This is a genomic window from Propionivibrio sp. (genome assembly GCF_049316945.1).
Lineage (GTDB): Bacteria > Pseudomonadota > Gammaproteobacteria > Burkholderiales > Rhodocyclaceae > Propionivibrio.
Genome location: NZ_JBMOJE010000056.1, coordinates 17,485 through 32,121, shown reverse-complemented (window position 1 = coordinate 32,121; position 14,637 = coordinate 17,485). Strand labels below are relative to the sequence as shown.

16 protein-coding genes are annotated in these 14,637 nt (G+C 56.5%); 1 reads left to right on the top strand and 15 read right to left on the bottom strand.

Translation table 11 applies throughout. The features are described from left to right. Nucleotides 1-1,018 (bottom strand): A/G-specific adenine glycosylase (gene mutY / locus ACOYNV_RS13875; RefSeq protein WP_422900380.1); only part of this gene is annotated, 1,018 nt, incomplete at its 3' end. A 143-nt stretch (nucleotides 1,019-1,161) separates the two neighbouring features. On the opposite strand from mutY, the gene ACOYNV_RS13870 reads away from it, so the two are divergent. Beyond that, entirely contained in the window at nucleotides 1,162-1,758 is a 597-nt protein-coding gene (locus ACOYNV_RS13870) for a flavin reductase family protein (protein WP_422900379.1), read from the top strand. 102 nt (nucleotides 1,759-1,860) lie between these two features. Here the strand turns inward: ACOYNV_RS13870 and ACOYNV_RS13865 are convergent, their stop codons facing one another. The 14 genes from ACOYNV_RS13865 to ACOYNV_RS13800 form a co-directional block, all read right to left on the bottom strand. Beyond that, nucleotides 1,861-2,232, bottom strand: a complete 372-nt coding sequence (locus tag ACOYNV_RS13865) for a hypothetical protein (RefSeq protein ID WP_422900378.1) — start codon at nucleotides 2,230-2,232, stop codon at nucleotides 1,861-1,863. Nucleotides 2,233-2,529: 297 nt separating this feature from the next. Beyond that, the gene (locus ACOYNV_RS13860; protein WP_422900377.1) at nucleotides 2,530-4,536 is read right to left on the bottom strand and encodes a UvrD-helicase domain-containing protein; all 2,007 of its coding nucleotides are present in this window, start codon (nucleotides 4,534-4,536) and stop codon (nucleotides 2,530-2,532) included. A gap of 195 nt (nucleotides 4,537-4,731) precedes the next feature. Then, complete coding sequence (locus ACOYNV_RS13855; RefSeq protein ID WP_422900376.1) at nucleotides 4,732-5,205, bottom strand: hypothetical protein; 474 nt, start codon at nucleotides 5,203-5,205, stop codon at nucleotides 4,732-4,734. 136 nt (nucleotides 5,206-5,341) lie between these two features. Next, nucleotides 5,342-5,569 carry a type II toxin-antitoxin system Phd/YefM family antitoxin gene (locus ACOYNV_RS13850; RefSeq protein WP_422900375.1) on the bottom strand — a complete coding sequence of 76 codons (228 nt, stop codon included), beginning with the start codon at nucleotides 5,567-5,569 and terminating at the stop codon, nucleotides 5,342-5,344. A gap of 46 nt (nucleotides 5,570-5,615) precedes the next feature. Next, nucleotides 5,616-6,266 carry a hypothetical protein gene (locus ACOYNV_RS13845; RefSeq protein WP_422900374.1) on the bottom strand — a complete coding sequence of 217 codons (651 nt, stop codon included), beginning with the start codon at nucleotides 6,264-6,266 and terminating at the stop codon, nucleotides 5,616-5,618. Between the two features lie 155 nt (nucleotides 6,267-6,421). Further along, nucleotides 6,422-6,718 carry a type II toxin-antitoxin system RelE/ParE family toxin gene (locus ACOYNV_RS13840; RefSeq protein ID WP_422900373.1) on the bottom strand — a complete coding sequence of 99 codons (297 nt, stop codon included), beginning with the start codon at nucleotides 6,716-6,718 and terminating at the stop codon, nucleotides 6,422-6,424. Beyond that, entirely contained in the window at nucleotides 6,715-6,999 is a 285-nt protein-coding gene (locus ACOYNV_RS13835) for a CopG family ribbon-helix-helix protein (protein WP_422900372.1), read from the bottom strand. The genes ACOYNV_RS13840 and ACOYNV_RS13835 overlap by 4 nt, the downstream gene beginning before the upstream one ends. 147 nt (nucleotides 7,000-7,146) lie before the next feature. Then, nucleotides 7,147-7,503 carry a DUF308 domain-containing protein gene (locus ACOYNV_RS13830; protein ID WP_422900371.1) on the bottom strand — a complete coding sequence of 119 codons (357 nt, stop codon included), beginning with the start codon at nucleotides 7,501-7,503 and terminating at the stop codon, nucleotides 7,147-7,149. A gap of 14 nt (nucleotides 7,504-7,517) precedes the next feature. Beyond that, nucleotides 7,518-9,050 carry a ubiquinone biosynthesis regulatory protein kinase UbiB gene (ubiB, locus tag ACOYNV_RS13825; RefSeq protein ID WP_422900370.1) on the bottom strand — a complete coding sequence of 511 codons (1,533 nt, stop codon included), beginning with the start codon at nucleotides 9,048-9,050 and terminating at the stop codon, nucleotides 7,518-7,520. A gap of 312 nt (nucleotides 9,051-9,362) precedes the next feature. Continuing rightward, nucleotides 9,363-9,902, bottom strand: coding sequence for a PAS domain-containing protein (locus ACOYNV_RS13820; RefSeq protein WP_422900369.1), 540 nt, complete (start codon nucleotides 9,900-9,902; stop codon nucleotides 9,363-9,365). A gap of 224 nt (nucleotides 9,903-10,126) precedes the next feature. Next, nucleotides 10,127-10,435 (bottom strand): hypothetical protein, encoded by a 309-nt coding sequence (locus ACOYNV_RS13815; RefSeq protein WP_422900368.1) that lies wholly within the window; start codon nucleotides 10,433-10,435, stop codon nucleotides 10,127-10,129. 355 nt (nucleotides 10,436-10,790) lie between these two features. Beyond that, entirely contained in the window at nucleotides 10,791-11,174 is a 384-nt protein-coding gene (locus ACOYNV_RS13810) for a YajD family HNH nuclease (protein ID WP_422900367.1), read from the bottom strand. Nucleotides 11,175-11,322: 148 nt separating this feature from the next. Continuing rightward, nucleotides 11,323-12,489, bottom strand: a complete 1,167-nt coding sequence (locus tag ACOYNV_RS13805; protein ID WP_422900366.1) for an alkaline phosphatase family protein — start codon at nucleotides 12,487-12,489, stop codon at nucleotides 11,323-11,325. Between the two features lie 69 nt (nucleotides 12,490-12,558). After that, nucleotides 12,559-14,388, bottom strand: coding sequence for a PHA/PHB synthase family protein (locus ACOYNV_RS13800; RefSeq protein ID WP_422900365.1), 1,830 nt, complete (start codon nucleotides 14,386-14,388; stop codon nucleotides 12,559-12,561). Between the last annotated feature and the right edge of the window lie 249 nt (nucleotides 14,389-14,637).

Genomic DNA, 14,637 nt, shown 5'->3' with positions numbered 1-14,637 from the left:
GCCTGACCGGGGTTGGCAACGCGGCCGTCTCGATTTCATCGTGTTCAAGCCATTGCCATCCGGCTTCTGTTACTTGGCAAGCGCTCACTTCTACGGTGCACAGCAGGGCATGAATGTTCAGGCGAAAATGGCTGAAGGTGTGCTTGAGTGTCGGCATGATTTGCGTGTCAAGCAAGCGACAACCGTAGCCCTGGGCAAACTCCCTTGCCTCCGCCACGCCACACTCCGGCAAGGTCAATAGGCCACCCCAGATTCCTGCCGGCGGTCGTCGTTCGAGCAGAACACGTTTCCTGTCCGTCAGCAGCAGCACCGTCGTTTCACGTTCTGGCAGCATCTTTGCTGGCTTGGCAACCGGCAACTCGGCCTGCCGGCCTTGCTGGCGGGCGATGCACATTTCGTGCAGCGGGCAGGCCGGGCAAAGCGGTTTGCTGCGCGTACACAACGTAGAGCCGAGATCCATCAGCCCCTGTGTGTAGACCTCGATATGCGCCGCAGGAAGCAACGATTCGGCGAGCGACCACATTTCTTTTTCTGTTCTTGCCGAACCGGGAAACCCCTCGATGCCGAAGCAGCGCGCCAGCACGCGCTTGACGTTGCCGTCGAGGATGGCCGCGCGTTGCCCGAAGGCGAAGGCACTGATCGCCGCCGCCGTCGAACGCCCGATTCCCGGCAATTGCGCGATGACTTGCGCTTCTTTCGGAAATTGGCCGACGTAATCGGCAACGATAACTTGTGCGCAGCGGTGCAGATTGCGCGCCCTGGCGTAATAACCCAGACCGGCCCACAGTTCGAGAACCGATTCAAGCGGCGCCTGCGCCAGTGCCTCAATGGTCTGAAAGCGTTCAAGAAAACGGCTGTAATACGGGGCGACCGTGCTCACCTGCGTTTGCTGCAACATGATCTCGGAAAGCCAGATGCGGTAAGCATCCTGCGTGTTCTGCCAGGGCAGGTCATGGCGCCCGTGCTGTCGTTGCCAGTCGAGCAGACGGGCTGAGAATATTCTTGCTGATTCAGTCATGCACAACCCAGGAAAAGGTGGCGAGCCGGTGCAAGTTTCTCGACAGCCAAACGCAGCACGACGATAATTGCATGGTTAAACACCTGATCCCCTCCGAAGAGCGCTGATCTTAGCATGCCCCTACCTCTGACCCAGAACACCCGATGACCCTGACGACCGCCTCTGCGCACTGCCCCGAGATCATGACAAATGTTGTCGATCTGCCCTGCCAAAGCTGCGACACCGGGCAGTCACTGGCTGCCAAGGGCTTTTGCTGCCGCGATTTCCGCAGCACGCTTGGCAGTTTTGCAACCGGCGTGACCGTCATCACCGCCTTGACAGCGGATGGAGAGCCAATCGGGATGACGATCAGTTCCTTCAATTCGGTGTCGCTTGATCCGCCACTCATACTCTGGAGCCTGGCCTTGAGCTCGCCCGCCCTTGAGGCCTTCCGAAGCGCCCGTCACTATGCGGTGAATGTCCTTGCGGCTGATCAGCAGGCCATCTCAAACCGCTTTGCCGCCCGCAGTGGCGACCGCTTTGCCGGCGTTCCCCGGCGTACCGGGCTTGGCGGAGTGCCGTTGCTTGAAGGCTGCTGCGCCTGGTTCGAGTGTTCCAACGAGGCCCAATATCCGGGCGGCGATCACCTCATCTTCGTCGGACATGTCGAAAGTTTTGCCCAGGGTGAAGCGGCATCGCCGCTGATATTCCACGGTGCCCGTTACCGCCAACTGGAGACCCTCGCCACGTCTGACAACTGAGCGATGCAGAACGTAAAAAGGGGAGACCACACAATGGTCTCCCCTTTTCATTGCCTGCCCCGGACTCCGTCCAGGCAGGCAATGAGCGTCACAGCCTGGTTATTACTTTTTGACAGCCGGGGCAGCAGCAGATGTAGCTGGTGCAGCAGTTGCAGCAGGTGTCACGGCCTCCGGAGTCGCTTGCGTCTTCTTGGCACTCTTATGCTTGCTGTGCGACTTCTTTTCAACCTTCACGGCTTCCTTGCTTTCTTCCGTCTTGGCGGCCGGCTTGGCTTCAACCTTCTTTTCTTCAGCCTTGACTTCCGGCTTGGCTACTGCCGTGGTGGCGGCATGCGGCGCGGTAGCCGGGGCAGCAGCGGCGGCAGCCGGCTTGACAGCTTCAACCGGTTTGGCCGGAGCAGCGGCAGGGGCTTGAGCGAAAGCGGCGGTACCGAAAGCAGCGGCGATGGCAAGTGCGATGATGTTCTTAAGCATGATTATCTCCAATATTAATGTGGGTTCGAATCTCGGTCGGTTCGTTGATCTGAACGTTTTGTTCCGGCCTTGCAGGGATTAACGCGATGAGTTTCAATATGGATGTCATTGATCGGGTAACATCGCGTAACGTTGTGTGACGGCTGCATCCGGGCTGCAAGCCCTATCAACAGGTCATTCCTGCGAGGCCTGACGTGAGAGGCTTATATCTATTGGCTGCCACGGCATGCCACCCCGAGATGACCGTATTTATTGGCTTCTAGGGGTGCATCGTGGGCAGGGCTTTACTGATCGCAATCAGCCGGCCTTGGTGCCGGACAGCATCGCTTTCATGGCCGACAGGCGGGCAGCGCCACCGGCTTTATCCGGTGCACTGTCGGTTTTTCCGCCCGAAAAACGCATGTCTTCCTTGCCCATCTCGGCGATGAAACGCGAGGGTTCACAGGAAACGAAATCGCGGCCCTGCTTTCGCTTCTCGCTGTAACTGAGGTGCAGCGAGCGCTGCGCACGGGTGATGCCAACGTACATCAGGCGGCGTTCTTCCTCGATCTTGCCTGGTTCCATTGATTCGCGGTGCGGCAACACGCCTTCCTCGACGCCAATCAGGAAAACGTGCTTGAACTCCAGCCCCTTGGCAGCGTGCAGCGTGGAAAGCTGGACGGCATCCGGCCGGCTATCGCCTTCCTGCTTGTCGAGCAGGTTGATCAGGGCGATCATCTGCGTCAGCTCGATCAGGCTCTTGCCGTCCTCCTCGCCTTTCTTGGTCAGCCACTTCGACAGTTCCTGCACGTTTTCCCAGCGCGTCATGGCGATGCGCTTGTCGTCTTCGTCATTCAGCCAGGCCTCGTAGCCAATGGCCGTCAGCAGGTCGTTCATCACCGGCTCGACCGATTCCTTCGCTGCGCGGTATTCAAGGCGGTTGATGAATTCGCAGAACTCGAGCAGTGGCGTCAGTTGCCGCGCCTGCACCCGATGCGCGAAGCCTTCCTCGAAAGCTGCGGCAAACAGCGACAGATGGCGTTCGCCGGCGTAGCTGCCGAGCGCCTCCAGCGTCGACCCGCCGACCCCGCGCTTGGGCGTCGTCACGGCACGGATGAAGGCCGGATCGTCATCGTTGTTGGCCAGCAGACGCAGATACGAGGTGATGTCCCGGATCTCGGCCTTGTCGAAGAACGATTGCCCGCCCGACAACGCATAAGGAACTCGCTGATCGCGCAGGATCTTTTCGAAAGCCCGTGCCTGGAAGTTGCCGCGATAAAGAATGGCGTAGTCGGCAAACAGGCTGCGATGCTCGAACTTGTGCGCCTGCAACTTCATCACCACCGACTTGGCTTCCGAGGCACCTTCCTTCTCGCTGTCCTTGCACACGGTGACGCTGATCGGGTCGCCGTGGCCGAGGTCGGACCACAGCTTCTTGTCGAACAGCTTTTCGTTGTGCGAAATCAGTGCATTGGCAGCCTTCAGGATGCGCACCGTCGAGCGGTAGTTCTGTTCGAGCTTGATCAGCTTGAGGTTCGGGTAATCGCGCGGCAAGCCGCGCAGGTTTTCCACATCGGCACCACGCCAGCCGTAGATCGCCTGATCGTCGTCGCCGACCGCCGTAAAAGCGGCACGCGGCCCGGCCAGCAACTTGAGCAGCTTGTACTGGCAGGCATTGGTGTCCTGGTATTCATCAACCAGCAGATAGCGCAGGCGGTTCTGCCACTTGCCGAGAATTTCCGGGTGATTCTCGAACAGCTCGACGGGCAGCGTGATCAGATCGTCGAAGTCGACCGCCTGATAAGCCTTCAATGTGGCTGAATAGCTGGCGTAAGCGAGGGCCGCCAGCTTTTCTGTTTCATTCTGCACGCCCTTGAGCGCCTGGTCGGGCGAAACCAACGCGTTTTTCCAGTTGGAAATGACCGACTGCAGGCGGCGAATGGTCGCCTTGTCCACGCTTCCGGCCAGGTCCGAGACGATGCCGAAGCAGTCGTTGGAATCGAAAATCGAAAAGCGCGGCTTGTAGCCCAGCGCCTTGGCTTCCTCGCGCAGAATACGCACGCCGAGCGAGTGGAAGGTCGAGATGGTAAGGCCCTTCGGCTTGTCCTTGAGCAGTTTGCCGACGCGCTCCTGCATCTCCTTCGCCGCCTTGTTGGTGAAAGTGATAGCCGCGATGTTGGACGGGCTTAAACCGCATTCCTCGATCAGGTAGGCGATCTTCTGGGTGATCACCCGCGTCTTGCCCGAACCGGCGCCAGCCAGTACCAGCAAGGGACCGTCGAGATAGCGAATGGCTTCGCGTTGGGGGGGATTGGGGAGAGGCATTAAAATTAGATAATTATTTTCAACAGAGTGCAAGGAGTGACAGAACGTAGAGGAAAAGCCTCAATGCCTGCTCAGACTGATTGCTGCCGTTCGGGATTAGCTTACTGGTGACCAGAATCTGCCCGGAAGAAACTCAGTTAGCTACGGTTAAAAATGAACAGTTTCCGGCAACAACAAATATTGCTGGGTAGCCCCTCACCAACCAAGCAGAGGTTTAAGATGATTCATTGGCGCGACAGGGTCTTTCTCAGGTTCTGGCTTAGTAAAACCTCCCGATGTATTGAATGATTCGAACGCCTTTTTTGCAGCCTGATAGTCGTTTCTTGTATAGGCGATCCCGCCGTTCCATGTGACTCCAAAGGGCGTCCCCGGATACTTCTTGATAAGGGCGACGATCCCTTCCTCTGTCCTTTCTCCTTGGTAGTCGTTTCTTACGACTCGGTCCCCAATGATTTTCTTCTGGCTTTCTACAAACTGTTCGAACGGGACCATATCAACTGGTTTACCTTCAAGTTTGCTTTTTGTAACCTCTGCTCGATCCAAGGGCAACCCAGCATAAACTGTGTAGGCTTTTTCCATATGGTCAATCAATACAATATCGCTACCAGCGTTAGCATTCGCTATACAAAGTGAAGTTGCAGCCGAAACAATCAAACGGGCAAGGTTCATTCTTGGTTCCTCCTATAAGTTCGCTCAATATCGCAATGTCTATGACTAAGCAATAGCAATGGCTATCGACTGACCGCTACCGCTGCATAACCTACGGAAGTGCAAGATCAAAAAACCAGGGATCAGGCATCCCACATCAACAGCCAGCTTGGCGTTCTTCGAGAATCATGCGACTGATGGAAACGCCATCCTGCACCAAGGGTTGCGCCTTACGTCGCTTCCACGAAGGAAGTTCGGCCACGACCGGGACAATGTCAGTGATTGGCTTGCCGTTACGCAGTACCCGCACGGATTCGCCCGAAGCGACGAGGCCGAAATACTGCCCAGCATTGTTAAGCACTTCGGTGAATTTCGTTTGTTTCATGGCAATCTCGATGTGTACAGAGCGATGAAATCATGAACCACGAGGCTCAAAAACCACCCGTAGGACTGATCATGTACTCAAACCCACCTTCGCCACACTTTTTAGCCAGTTGATCGATGATTCTTTTACTCTTTGCGAGAGAATCTCTGGGGCCGGCAATATAAAAAGGCTTTCCTTGAGCTCCGAATTCAAAGGCAAGGCTGCTGTCATCGAGCGGAGTGTCATTAAGAATCCTGACGGCATCGCCGTAGTCGGCCGCAGGTTCAAAGCCGAGATTGCGTGACCAGGCAACCAGCTCCTCAAGGAGTTTGCGAGCCTTTGGGGGTGGCATCGGGATAAAACCTGAATTATGAGACCGCTCAAGCTGCATCTTCAATACCGCGAACTGCTCGGCAGACATGACGCTTTGCACCACATTCTTGACACCCAGGCAGTAAGTGTCCAGCAAGAACATCGAAACAATGTGCTGCATGTCGGCAGTTCTGCGGCAATAAACCAGGGTGCCCATGCCGCCGGCGAAGATATTTTCATTGACGAATACTTCATGTATCGGGCTGCTAAGGCCGTTTTCCCAATTGCGACCGGTGTTGATTGACGCGGAAGGGGAGCCATGCACATGTGCCGGTGCATGTGCTTTGCGCCGTAGCGCTGCTTTCTTGGCTCGCTTTTGTTGTAGTCGTTGAGGGCTGAGTGCCATGTGTTTTCCTTTGCTTTAAACGGGGCAAATAAACGAACTGGATTCCGGGTCAAGCCCGGAATGACGGTAAATCAATGGGTTATCGGTAGAACAAATTTACCCTGGGGACTCAGCTATGCTTGTTCCACTTTGCGATCCCCAGAGCGCACAACGATTCAATCCTCGTCCTGCCACCAATATCCTGCTTCACGCTGATGACGAATCGCAAGAATCAGAACGGCGTCGTGATTTTCCTCCAGGCTGTAGAGGGCCACGTAACCGCTTCGTCCGCGGGATATGACCAGCTCGCGCAATCCATACTCGACAGGACGACCGATCAGTGGGTGACGGACTAATAAACTGACGGCTTCCTCAATCAATTCAACCGTCTCGGTTGCCGCCGTAAGATCTATCTCGATCAGAAAGTCAGTCAGCCTTTCGAGATCGGCAAGCGCTTGCTCAGAGTAGCTCAACGTTGCCAAGCACTGACTTTCGGCTTTGCCGGCTGGTTGCCAGCAATTCGCGCCTTCAAGTAAGCATGAACCTCGCTGGCGTCATAGGCCTTGCCGGTGCTCAACATTTGCTCACGTGCCGCTAGTGCATCGCTTACGAAACCGGCTCGCCGTTCTGCTGCCGTGGTGGCCTGCTCTATTGCCTGGACCATGAACGCGTGCGGCGATACGCCTTTTTTCTCAGCGGTGGCAACGGCCCGTTTCTTGAGATCATCAGAAAGCTTGAGTGAGGTGGTAGTCATTGCAATGCACCTTTTTGCTTGGCGGTGCCACTAGAGTAACACTGCGATCCTGTGGGGGGCAATACTCATTCTCGGCAGTAATTTGTATCGCCGATACTGGCCAATTCCTTATAGACGTTTCCTGGTTTGATATCGCTGATATGCGAATCAAAGCCTGCTGTCACGCGTCCGCCGCGCCTGCAAAGAGCGGATTTGCAGTACCAGCAGCGCGCCGCAAAGCACCAGCATTCCGACGTTCACCGTGAGCGCCAGGGTGTTCATCTGCGCCGAACGGATGGCGAGCGCTGCTGCCGGCGAAAGCGTTCCGAGCAGGGCCACCACCATCGCCGAGTGCATCAGTTGCTTGCGTGCCGATGCGAAAGCCATCGAAAGCGCGCCAACCACCAGCAGCATGGCGCCCACATAGACTGGCAGTAAAGCCGTGCTGCTTGAGGACAAGGTGAACGCTCCGGCACCCAGCAAAATCAGCAGCGCGGCAATCACATTAGTCGCTTTCAACATCATGCTCTCCCGAGTCTTTAGAGATAATTGACGATCAGCAAGGCGGCCAGCAGCACGGCAATCAAGCCGAGCAGAAGATTTTGCTGGCGCTGTGCGGAGGCCAATTCCGCGACCAGCGGCGCCAGTTCGCCCGGCTTCTCGCGGTTCAGCGCCTGGTGCAGCAGGCGCGGCAATTGCGGCAGCGTGCGCGCCCAGTTCGGCGCCTCATGCTGCAGCCCGCGAGCCAGCGCACGCCAGCCGATCTGTTCACCCATCCAGCGTTCGAGGAAAGGTTTGGCGGTGGTCCACAGGTCGAGGTTGGGGTCGAGTTGGCGGCCCAGCCCCTCGATGTTGAGCAGCGTCTTTTGCAGCATCACCAGTTGCGGCTGGATCTCGACGTTGAAGCGGCGAGAGGTCTGGAACAGGCGCAGCAACGCGCGGCCGAAGGAGATTTCATGCAGTGGCCGGTCGAAAATCGGTTCGCAGACCGAGCGGATGGCCGCTTCGAACTCGTCGACGCGGGTATCGGGGGGCGCCCAGCCGGCCTCGATGTGCGCCATCGCCACGCGCTTGTAGTCGCGCTGGAAGAAGGCGAGAAAGTTCTGCGCCAGATAGTTCTTGTCGACATCGGTCAGCGTGCCGACGATGCCGAAGTCGAGCGCCACATACTTGCCGTGATGCACCTCGTCGGTGGCAACGAAGATGTTGCCGGGATGCATGTCGGCATGGAAAAAACCGTCGCGGAAAACCTGCGTGAAAAAGATTTCGACCCCGGCCCGCGAAAGCGCCGGCAGGTTGATGCCGGCCGCGACCAGCGCCTCGGTCTGGCTGATCGGAATGCCATGCATGCGCTCCATGACCATCACCGTCGTCGTGCAGTGATCCCAATAGACGCCGGGCACCAGCAGCAGTTTTGAATCCTTGAAGTTTCGCCGCAGTTGCGAACAGTTGGCGGCTTCGCGCATCAGGTCCAGCTCGTCGTAGAGATACTTGGCGAACTCACCAACCACCTCCCGTGGTTTCAGGCGCTTGCCATCGGACCAGACCTTTTCGAGCAGGCCGGCCAGCGTGTCGAGCAAGGCCAGGTCGTGGGCGATAAGCCCATGCATGTTCGGACGCAATATCTTGACCGCCACCTCGTGACCGCCGTCTTTGGCGTGCAGCCGGGCAAAATGCACCTGCGCCACCGATGCGCTGGCGACCGGTGTGGCGTTGAACTCGGCAAATACCTCGCTGGCCGGACGGCCATAGGCTAGCTGGATTTGCGTCAGCGCCAGTTCGGGGGAAAAGGGCGGAACGCGGTCCTGCAATTTGGCCAGCTCGTCGGCAATGTCCAGCGGCAGCAGGTCGCGGCGCGTCGACATCACCTGTCCGAACTTGACGAAGATCGGCCCCAGTGCTTCCAGCGCCAGCCGCAGTCGAACCGCGCGCGGCGAATCAAGGTGCCGCCAGAAGTGTACGAAACGTGAGAGCGCCGCCAGGCGGCCGCTCGGCTCGTGTTCGAAAATCATATCGTCGATGCCGTAACGACTGACGATGCTGAGGATTTTTGCGAGGCGGAAAAGGCGCATGGGCGGGCAGAGGAAATGCGAAAGCGAGAGTTTAGCCCGAATCGTTGTTTTCGCTGCGCTCAAATCCCGAACGTAAGATGGCCATCACAACTGTTCAGCCCGGAACATAGTCGAGTGATGCCATGCAAGCCTTATAATACGGCTATCTACAAAGCATGTCTTCGCAAAGCTAATATCCACGCCACTCTTCAGACATGCATGTCGTAGAATGCCTATCCATAGGGATTCCAGGCCAGACAGGCTGGCGCCAACATTCTCACCACTTTGAAGTGGCATCACCCCCTCAAAGCTATTTCCCCCGCTTGGCTTGCTCTAGGAAATGTCGTTGTGGGTAATCACCACGCCGTCGCCCAAAGGGGTAACGCTCATGCGGAACCAACGTTGCTCAGTATTTGAGTGACAGGGATAGTCGAGACTGAAGGTCGGCAAGTGGCCTTCGAGCACCATCAGGATTCCTTCGTACGCCTCCCTGGCTTCTTCTCCCGTATCGTCGAAACCTGCTTGACAAATATCCAGATAATTGACGCCAATCTGCGTGTGCCTGGCCTGCTTCCTGGGGTGAGCGCCGTTTTCAATGGCAAAACGCCGCCAGGCCTGGTTGACGGCCACGATGACGCCGTCGCGGTTGAGCACGGCGATTACGGTGGTGATGGAATCCAGGATCGCCAGATTGAATGCCTCGCCCATCTGTAAATTTGTAGCGGCATGCGGGTGCTTGCTGATCGGCGATTCCTCAGTGCCATGACGGGTCTGGCGCAGATTCCCGGGGTTCATTTCCACGACGCGGCCGATGGCCGAGGGGGTGATGACTGGATTCCTGTCACCGGATTTTTTTATATTATTGTTTACCACGAAAAACGTCCTTCCAAACCTGGCGGCGATAACGAGCGGGGCGGGCAACGGAAAATGCCCGGTTACGCTGGCAATTTATTGATAAACAGACGGCTCATGTCAGCGCGCTCACTTCGCTTTACCCGGCCGAGAGCCGCAGAATGGAGCGTCTCCAGCAAGCTCCTGGAGATCTGGCCAGCATTGCCCATTGGCTAGATCCACAGAATTCCTTCGGGGAAAACCTTTCACCTGACGGTCGGCAATCGAGGTACCGAAGCCACTTCCGGATCACCACTGAAGATCACGATTTCCGACAGACGCCCCCTTTTCTGATTGGCAAAAACGCAAAGTCCAATCAGCAGGAATAATCCGCAGAAAAGCCACGCCATCCCAGCCAAAGCCGCAGCTATCGGCTTCAGAAACAGGCTCGACGAGCACATGACGGGCAATATCCATTTGAATGCAACGAAAGTGGCCTCCCCTAATAAGATGCTGACATGCCAAGGCATGCTCATCAACAGGTTCAGGAGCGAATCGTGTTTTCTTGTTTTCATGGATAGAAATCACCTAAAGCATGGTGTATCGCTACCTTGACTTCATTGGCCAAGGAAAGGAATGGTGTGGGTGATTCAGGCTTATCAAATCAAGCCGGATCTGGCTTGATCCGCTTCTCCTTGTGAATAAACGGAAATTTCGAAAGCGTATGTAGTCTCTATTTTTCAGTTCAAATCCGGAATACTAACAAGGCGGTATTTTGCTACTGGTTTATGATTATTTATTTGCCAATAGAATAGCGCCAGCAATTTGTCATGCGAATGGTGCGCGGCGGTTCGACTTGCCCGTCATCGCCATTACCCCTTCGCCCCAGCCCGATGACCGTGAGAAATCCTGGCGCGCCATAAAACAGCGCTATCTTTTATTCAGAAGCTCTTTCAGATTGGCAAAGGGCTGCGCCGTTGCCCGATTCGCCTCGGCCTTGCCACTGCTCCCGGCCCCAGCCAGACGTGCCGCTTCTGCATCGAGTTCGCGTGAGTGCTCGTTGTCGTGACAGTACAGACACAGCAGTTCCCAGTTGCTGCCATCGCTCGGATTGTTGTCGTGATTGTGATCCTTGTGGTGCACGGTAAGTTGCTGCAAGCTTTCGCGCGTGAATTCACGGGTACAGCGGCCGCAAATCCACGGGTAGATTTTCAGCGCCTGCTCGCGATAGCCCGATTCGCGTGTCTGGCGATTGCGGATGGCCTCGGCAACCACATGGTCAAGACGGGAAGATGACGGCTTGTTGTTTGGCATGCTTGATGGTCCGATCATGGTGTGTGTGAAATTGACTCGACGGCTACGGTTTAAACCAGTCGGTGAACTGATTGGCAGATTTCATTCTGGATTCTGGCGCAGTAAGCCGCGGGAAATCAAGTGCGCCTGGCTGACCTACCGGGAGTCTCTACACCCGAAGGGCTATCAGCGGCACCGTCATCTCGTCGGCGCTGAAGCCGCCATGAACGCCAAGCATGGGATAGCGGCGTTCGCCGGGTAGCCAGTCCTTGATGGTCCAGTTGTCTTTCATCACCAGTGTGTAGTCGCCGACGCGCGAGGCCAGATGGGGATGATAAGGCGGGGGACCAAACCAGCCAGACGTAATCAATTCTGCACTGAGCCGCAGATCGGCACAGTGGTTGAGTCTTTGGCGCACGCAGGTCTCAAACGCCAAGCGCCTGGCCTGGCTTACGTAACAGCAGGCGGCGCGGCGCTCGCCACATAACGGGCGGGTGAGCAGAGCAGCAAGTTGCGGGTGCTGGTCGAGACTCACCACACGTTCGGGCGGACAATCAATGAAGCCGTGATCGGCGGTGGCGATCAGCCAACTGTCGGTACCCTGTACATCGCGCAGGAGCACGCCGAACATGACATCAAGCGAAGCCAGCGTCTCTTGCGCTTGTTCGCTGTCGGTGCCGTAGCGGTGCGAGTGCGTGTCGAGATCGGGGTAGTAAGCGTAGATGAAGCGCGGTGTTTCAGTTTCTCGCAGCAGACCGGCGATCAGCGAAAACATTTCGGGCTGCGAACCATAGGCAACACGGTGTGCGCCACGCGCATGCCAGGCGTTGAAGGGACTGCCGGCGATGCTTTGCGGTGCCAGCACCCAGCACTCACGGTCTAGTTGCTGGTACAGCGTTCGCTGGTTAAACAGACGCTGCGGCAGCGCTTCCGGCAGAATTATTACCGGGCCGCTGCGTGGCGTCAGCGGCAGAATAGCCAGCGTCTGGTCGATTTCTTCGAGGTACATGTGCCACCCGGTGAGGCCGTGTTGCGCCGGCGCAAGCCCGGTCATGAAGGTGGTGATGGCGCTGGCGGTGGTTGGCGGGAACACCGAGGTCATCGTGCCAATGGCATGGCGCTGAAGATTGGGGCAGGCCGGATGCCGGGCAAGCGTGCGCTGACCGAGTCCGTCGATCACCAGCAGAACAATGTGGCTTGCTGCGGCTAGCTGTGCGGCAGGCAGAGCGCCCAGTTGCGGGTAACGCGCCGGGGTGCTGCCGCAGGCCATGGCGATGCTCTGCATCAGGTTGACGATGCTGATGCCAGCGTAATCCGGGAGCAATTTGGCATTCATGATGCAATTGATTGTACGTCAACGGAAAAGGGGGCTTGCGCCCCCCTGGTCATTCAAACAGACTACCGTTTACTTGGCAGCTTTTTTCTTGTCCAGGCGCATTTTGACGTAGGCGCCCGGTGCGTCTTCGATAGCCTTGAGACTGCCGGCGCCAGGAATGCGTGCGTCAACCTTCTCCTTGCCGCCGACCTGATCGGTCACCCACTGCTGCCAGTCCGTCCACCATGAACCGGGGGTCTGCGTCGCGCCGGCGAGGAAATCGTCGGACGCTGCGGGCAACTCGGGATTCGTCCAGAAGCCATATTTGTTGGCCGCTGGTGGATTGATGATGCCGGCAATGTGACCGGAGCCGCCAAGCACGAACTTCACCGGTCCGGTGGGAAGCAACGCGCCCATGTAGGTACTCTTCCACGGGGCGATGTGATCTTCGATCGCCGAGACGAAATAGCACGGCGTCTTGACCTTGGAGATGTCGATCTTGACCCCGGCCAGCTCGATACCGCCCGGTTCGCGCAGCTTGTTGCCAAGATAGAAATTGCGCAGGTAATAACTGTGCATCCTGGCCGGCATACGCGTTGAATCGGAATTCCAGTAGAGCAGATCGAAGGGAAAGGATTCCTTGCCCATCAGATAGTTGTTGACCGCAAACGACCAGATCAGGTCATTGGCACGCAGCATGTTGAAGGTGCCTGCCATGTCCGAACCATCAAGGTAGCCGCGCTCGGCCATTCTCTTCTCGAGACTGGCAACGGTACCCTCGTCAAGGAAGACCTTGAGTTCGCCCGGCTCGGAAAAATCAAGCATGGTCGTGAAGAAGGTCGCTGAAGCGATGCGCTTGTCCTTCTTGGCGCTCATGTAAGCCAGCGTAGACATCAGCAGGGTGCCGCCGAGGCAGTAGCTGGCGGTGTTGATCTTGCTTTCGCCTGTCGCTTGCTCAACCGCGTCGATGGCCAGCAACGTGCCTTCCAGCAGATAGTCTTCGAAGTTCTTGTTGGCGTGTCTTTCATCCGGGTTGATCCAGCTCATGATGAACGTGGTGTGACCCTGATCGGTCGCCCATTTGACGTAGGAATTCTTGTCACGCAGGTCGAGAATGTAAAACTTGTTGATCCACGGCGGCACGATCAGCAGTGGCTTCTTGAACTGTTGCGGGGTTGACGGATTGTACTGAATCAACTGGAACATGTCGTTCTGGAAGACGACCTTGCCCGGAGTGGTGGCCACATTCTTGCCGAGCTCAAAGGCATCGGGGTCGGTCATGCGGATTCTCAACGACCCGTCGCCGGCTTCCAGGTCACGCAACAGGTTGTCGAAACCATTGATCAGGTTCTGCCCGTTGGTGTTAACCGTTTCGCGAACGACAGCCGGATTGCTCAGTGCAAAATTGGTTGGCGAAAGCGCGTCAATGTATTGGCGCGTGAAAAAATCGACTTTCCGCTGCGTCGATTCATCGAGGCCTTCTGCGCCGGCAACGACGCCGTTCAGGTGATTGGACGTAAGGAGGTAAGACTGCTTGATGAAATCGAAGATGAAGTTGCTCTCGTACTCGTCGTCCTTGAAGCGCTTGTCCGACTTCAACGGCGTGGCCACAGCCGGAAGCGATGTCGTGCCCATCATTTTCGACGCTGAATACTGCCACAGGGCAAAGTAGTCCTTCATCAACTTCATTTGCGCTTCGGCCATCTTCTGGGGATTGGCCATCAGGCTCGAAGAAAGATCCGAAAACGCCTTTGAGATTCCCATTTCGTCTGTCGGCATCGAGATTCCCTCGCTCGACTTCTTCTCAAGGTATTGCGCCATCATTTTCGAAGCGCGCTTGGCAACTTCGGCATAGCTTTTGACTAGCTCTGCAGGATCGGGCATAGACTTGACTTCGTCAGTTTTATTCTGTTGCGACATCGAAAGACCTCCTTTAAATCTGGTACTGAATGAAGCAAAAGGAACGCCGGACAACACACCTGGCGTATTGAAAAAACCGCAGAAAACTATAAACTTCGCCCATATTGGAGCCGCCTGTTTGGGTTCTTATTGTTGCTAATATAGCATTTGTCTAAATCTTTGACAGCGCTCGGCTTGTTAAATTCCCCAGATTTCAGTTATTTTTACCGTAGGCATTCTGCAAATTTTACTGGTTTTCCTCTCCTGCCA

Bases quoted from the DNA above. Each gene is read 5' to 3' on its own strand.
- ACOYNV_RS13870 (WP_422900379.1), top strand. From the start codon at position 1,162: ATGACCCTGACGACCGCCTCTGCGCACTGCCCCGAGATCATGACAAAT.
- ACOYNV_RS13845 (WP_422900374.1), bottom strand. From the start codon at position 6,266: ATGGCACTCAGCCCTCAACGACTACAACAAAAGCGAGCCAAGAAAGCA.
- ACOYNV_RS13860 (WP_422900377.1), bottom strand. From the start codon at position 4,536: ATGCCTCTCCCCAATCCCCCCCAACGCGAAGCCATTCGCTATCTCGAC.
- ACOYNV_RS13815 (WP_422900368.1), bottom strand. From the start codon at position 10,435: ATGAAAACAAGAAAACACGATTCGCTCCTGAACCTGTTGATGAGCATG.
- ACOYNV_RS13805 (WP_422900366.1), bottom strand. From the start codon at position 12,489: ATGAATGCCAAATTGCTCCCGGATTACGCTGGCATCAGCATCGTCAAC.
- ACOYNV_RS13855 (WP_422900376.1), bottom strand. From the start codon at position 5,205: ATGAACCTTGCCCGTTTGATTGTTTCGGCTGCAACTTCACTTTGTATA.
- ACOYNV_RS13800 (WP_422900365.1), bottom strand. From the start codon at position 14,388: ATGTCGCAACAGAATAAAACTGACGAAGTCAAGTCTATGCCCGATCCT.
- ACOYNV_RS13830 (WP_422900371.1), bottom strand. From the start codon at position 7,503: ATGATGTTGAAAGCGACTAATGTGATTGCCGCGCTGCTGATTTTGCTG.
- ACOYNV_RS13865 (WP_422900378.1), bottom strand. From the start codon at position 2,232: ATGCTTAAGAACATCATCGCACTTGCCATCGCCGCTGCTTTCGGTACC.
- ACOYNV_RS13810 (WP_422900367.1), bottom strand. From the start codon at position 11,174: ATGCCAAACAACAAGCCGTCATCTTCCCGTCTTGACCATGTGGTTGCC.
- ubiB (WP_422900370.1), bottom strand. From the start codon at position 9,050: ATGCGCCTTTTCCGCCTCGCAAAAATCCTCAGCATCGTCAGTCGTTAC.
- ACOYNV_RS13850 (WP_422900375.1), bottom strand. From the start codon at position 5,569: ATGAAACAAACGAAATTCACCGAAGTGCTTAACAATGCTGGGCAGTAT.
- ACOYNV_RS13835 (WP_422900372.1), bottom strand. From the start codon at position 6,999: ATGACTACCACCTCACTCAAGCTTTCTGATGATCTCAAGAAACGGGCC.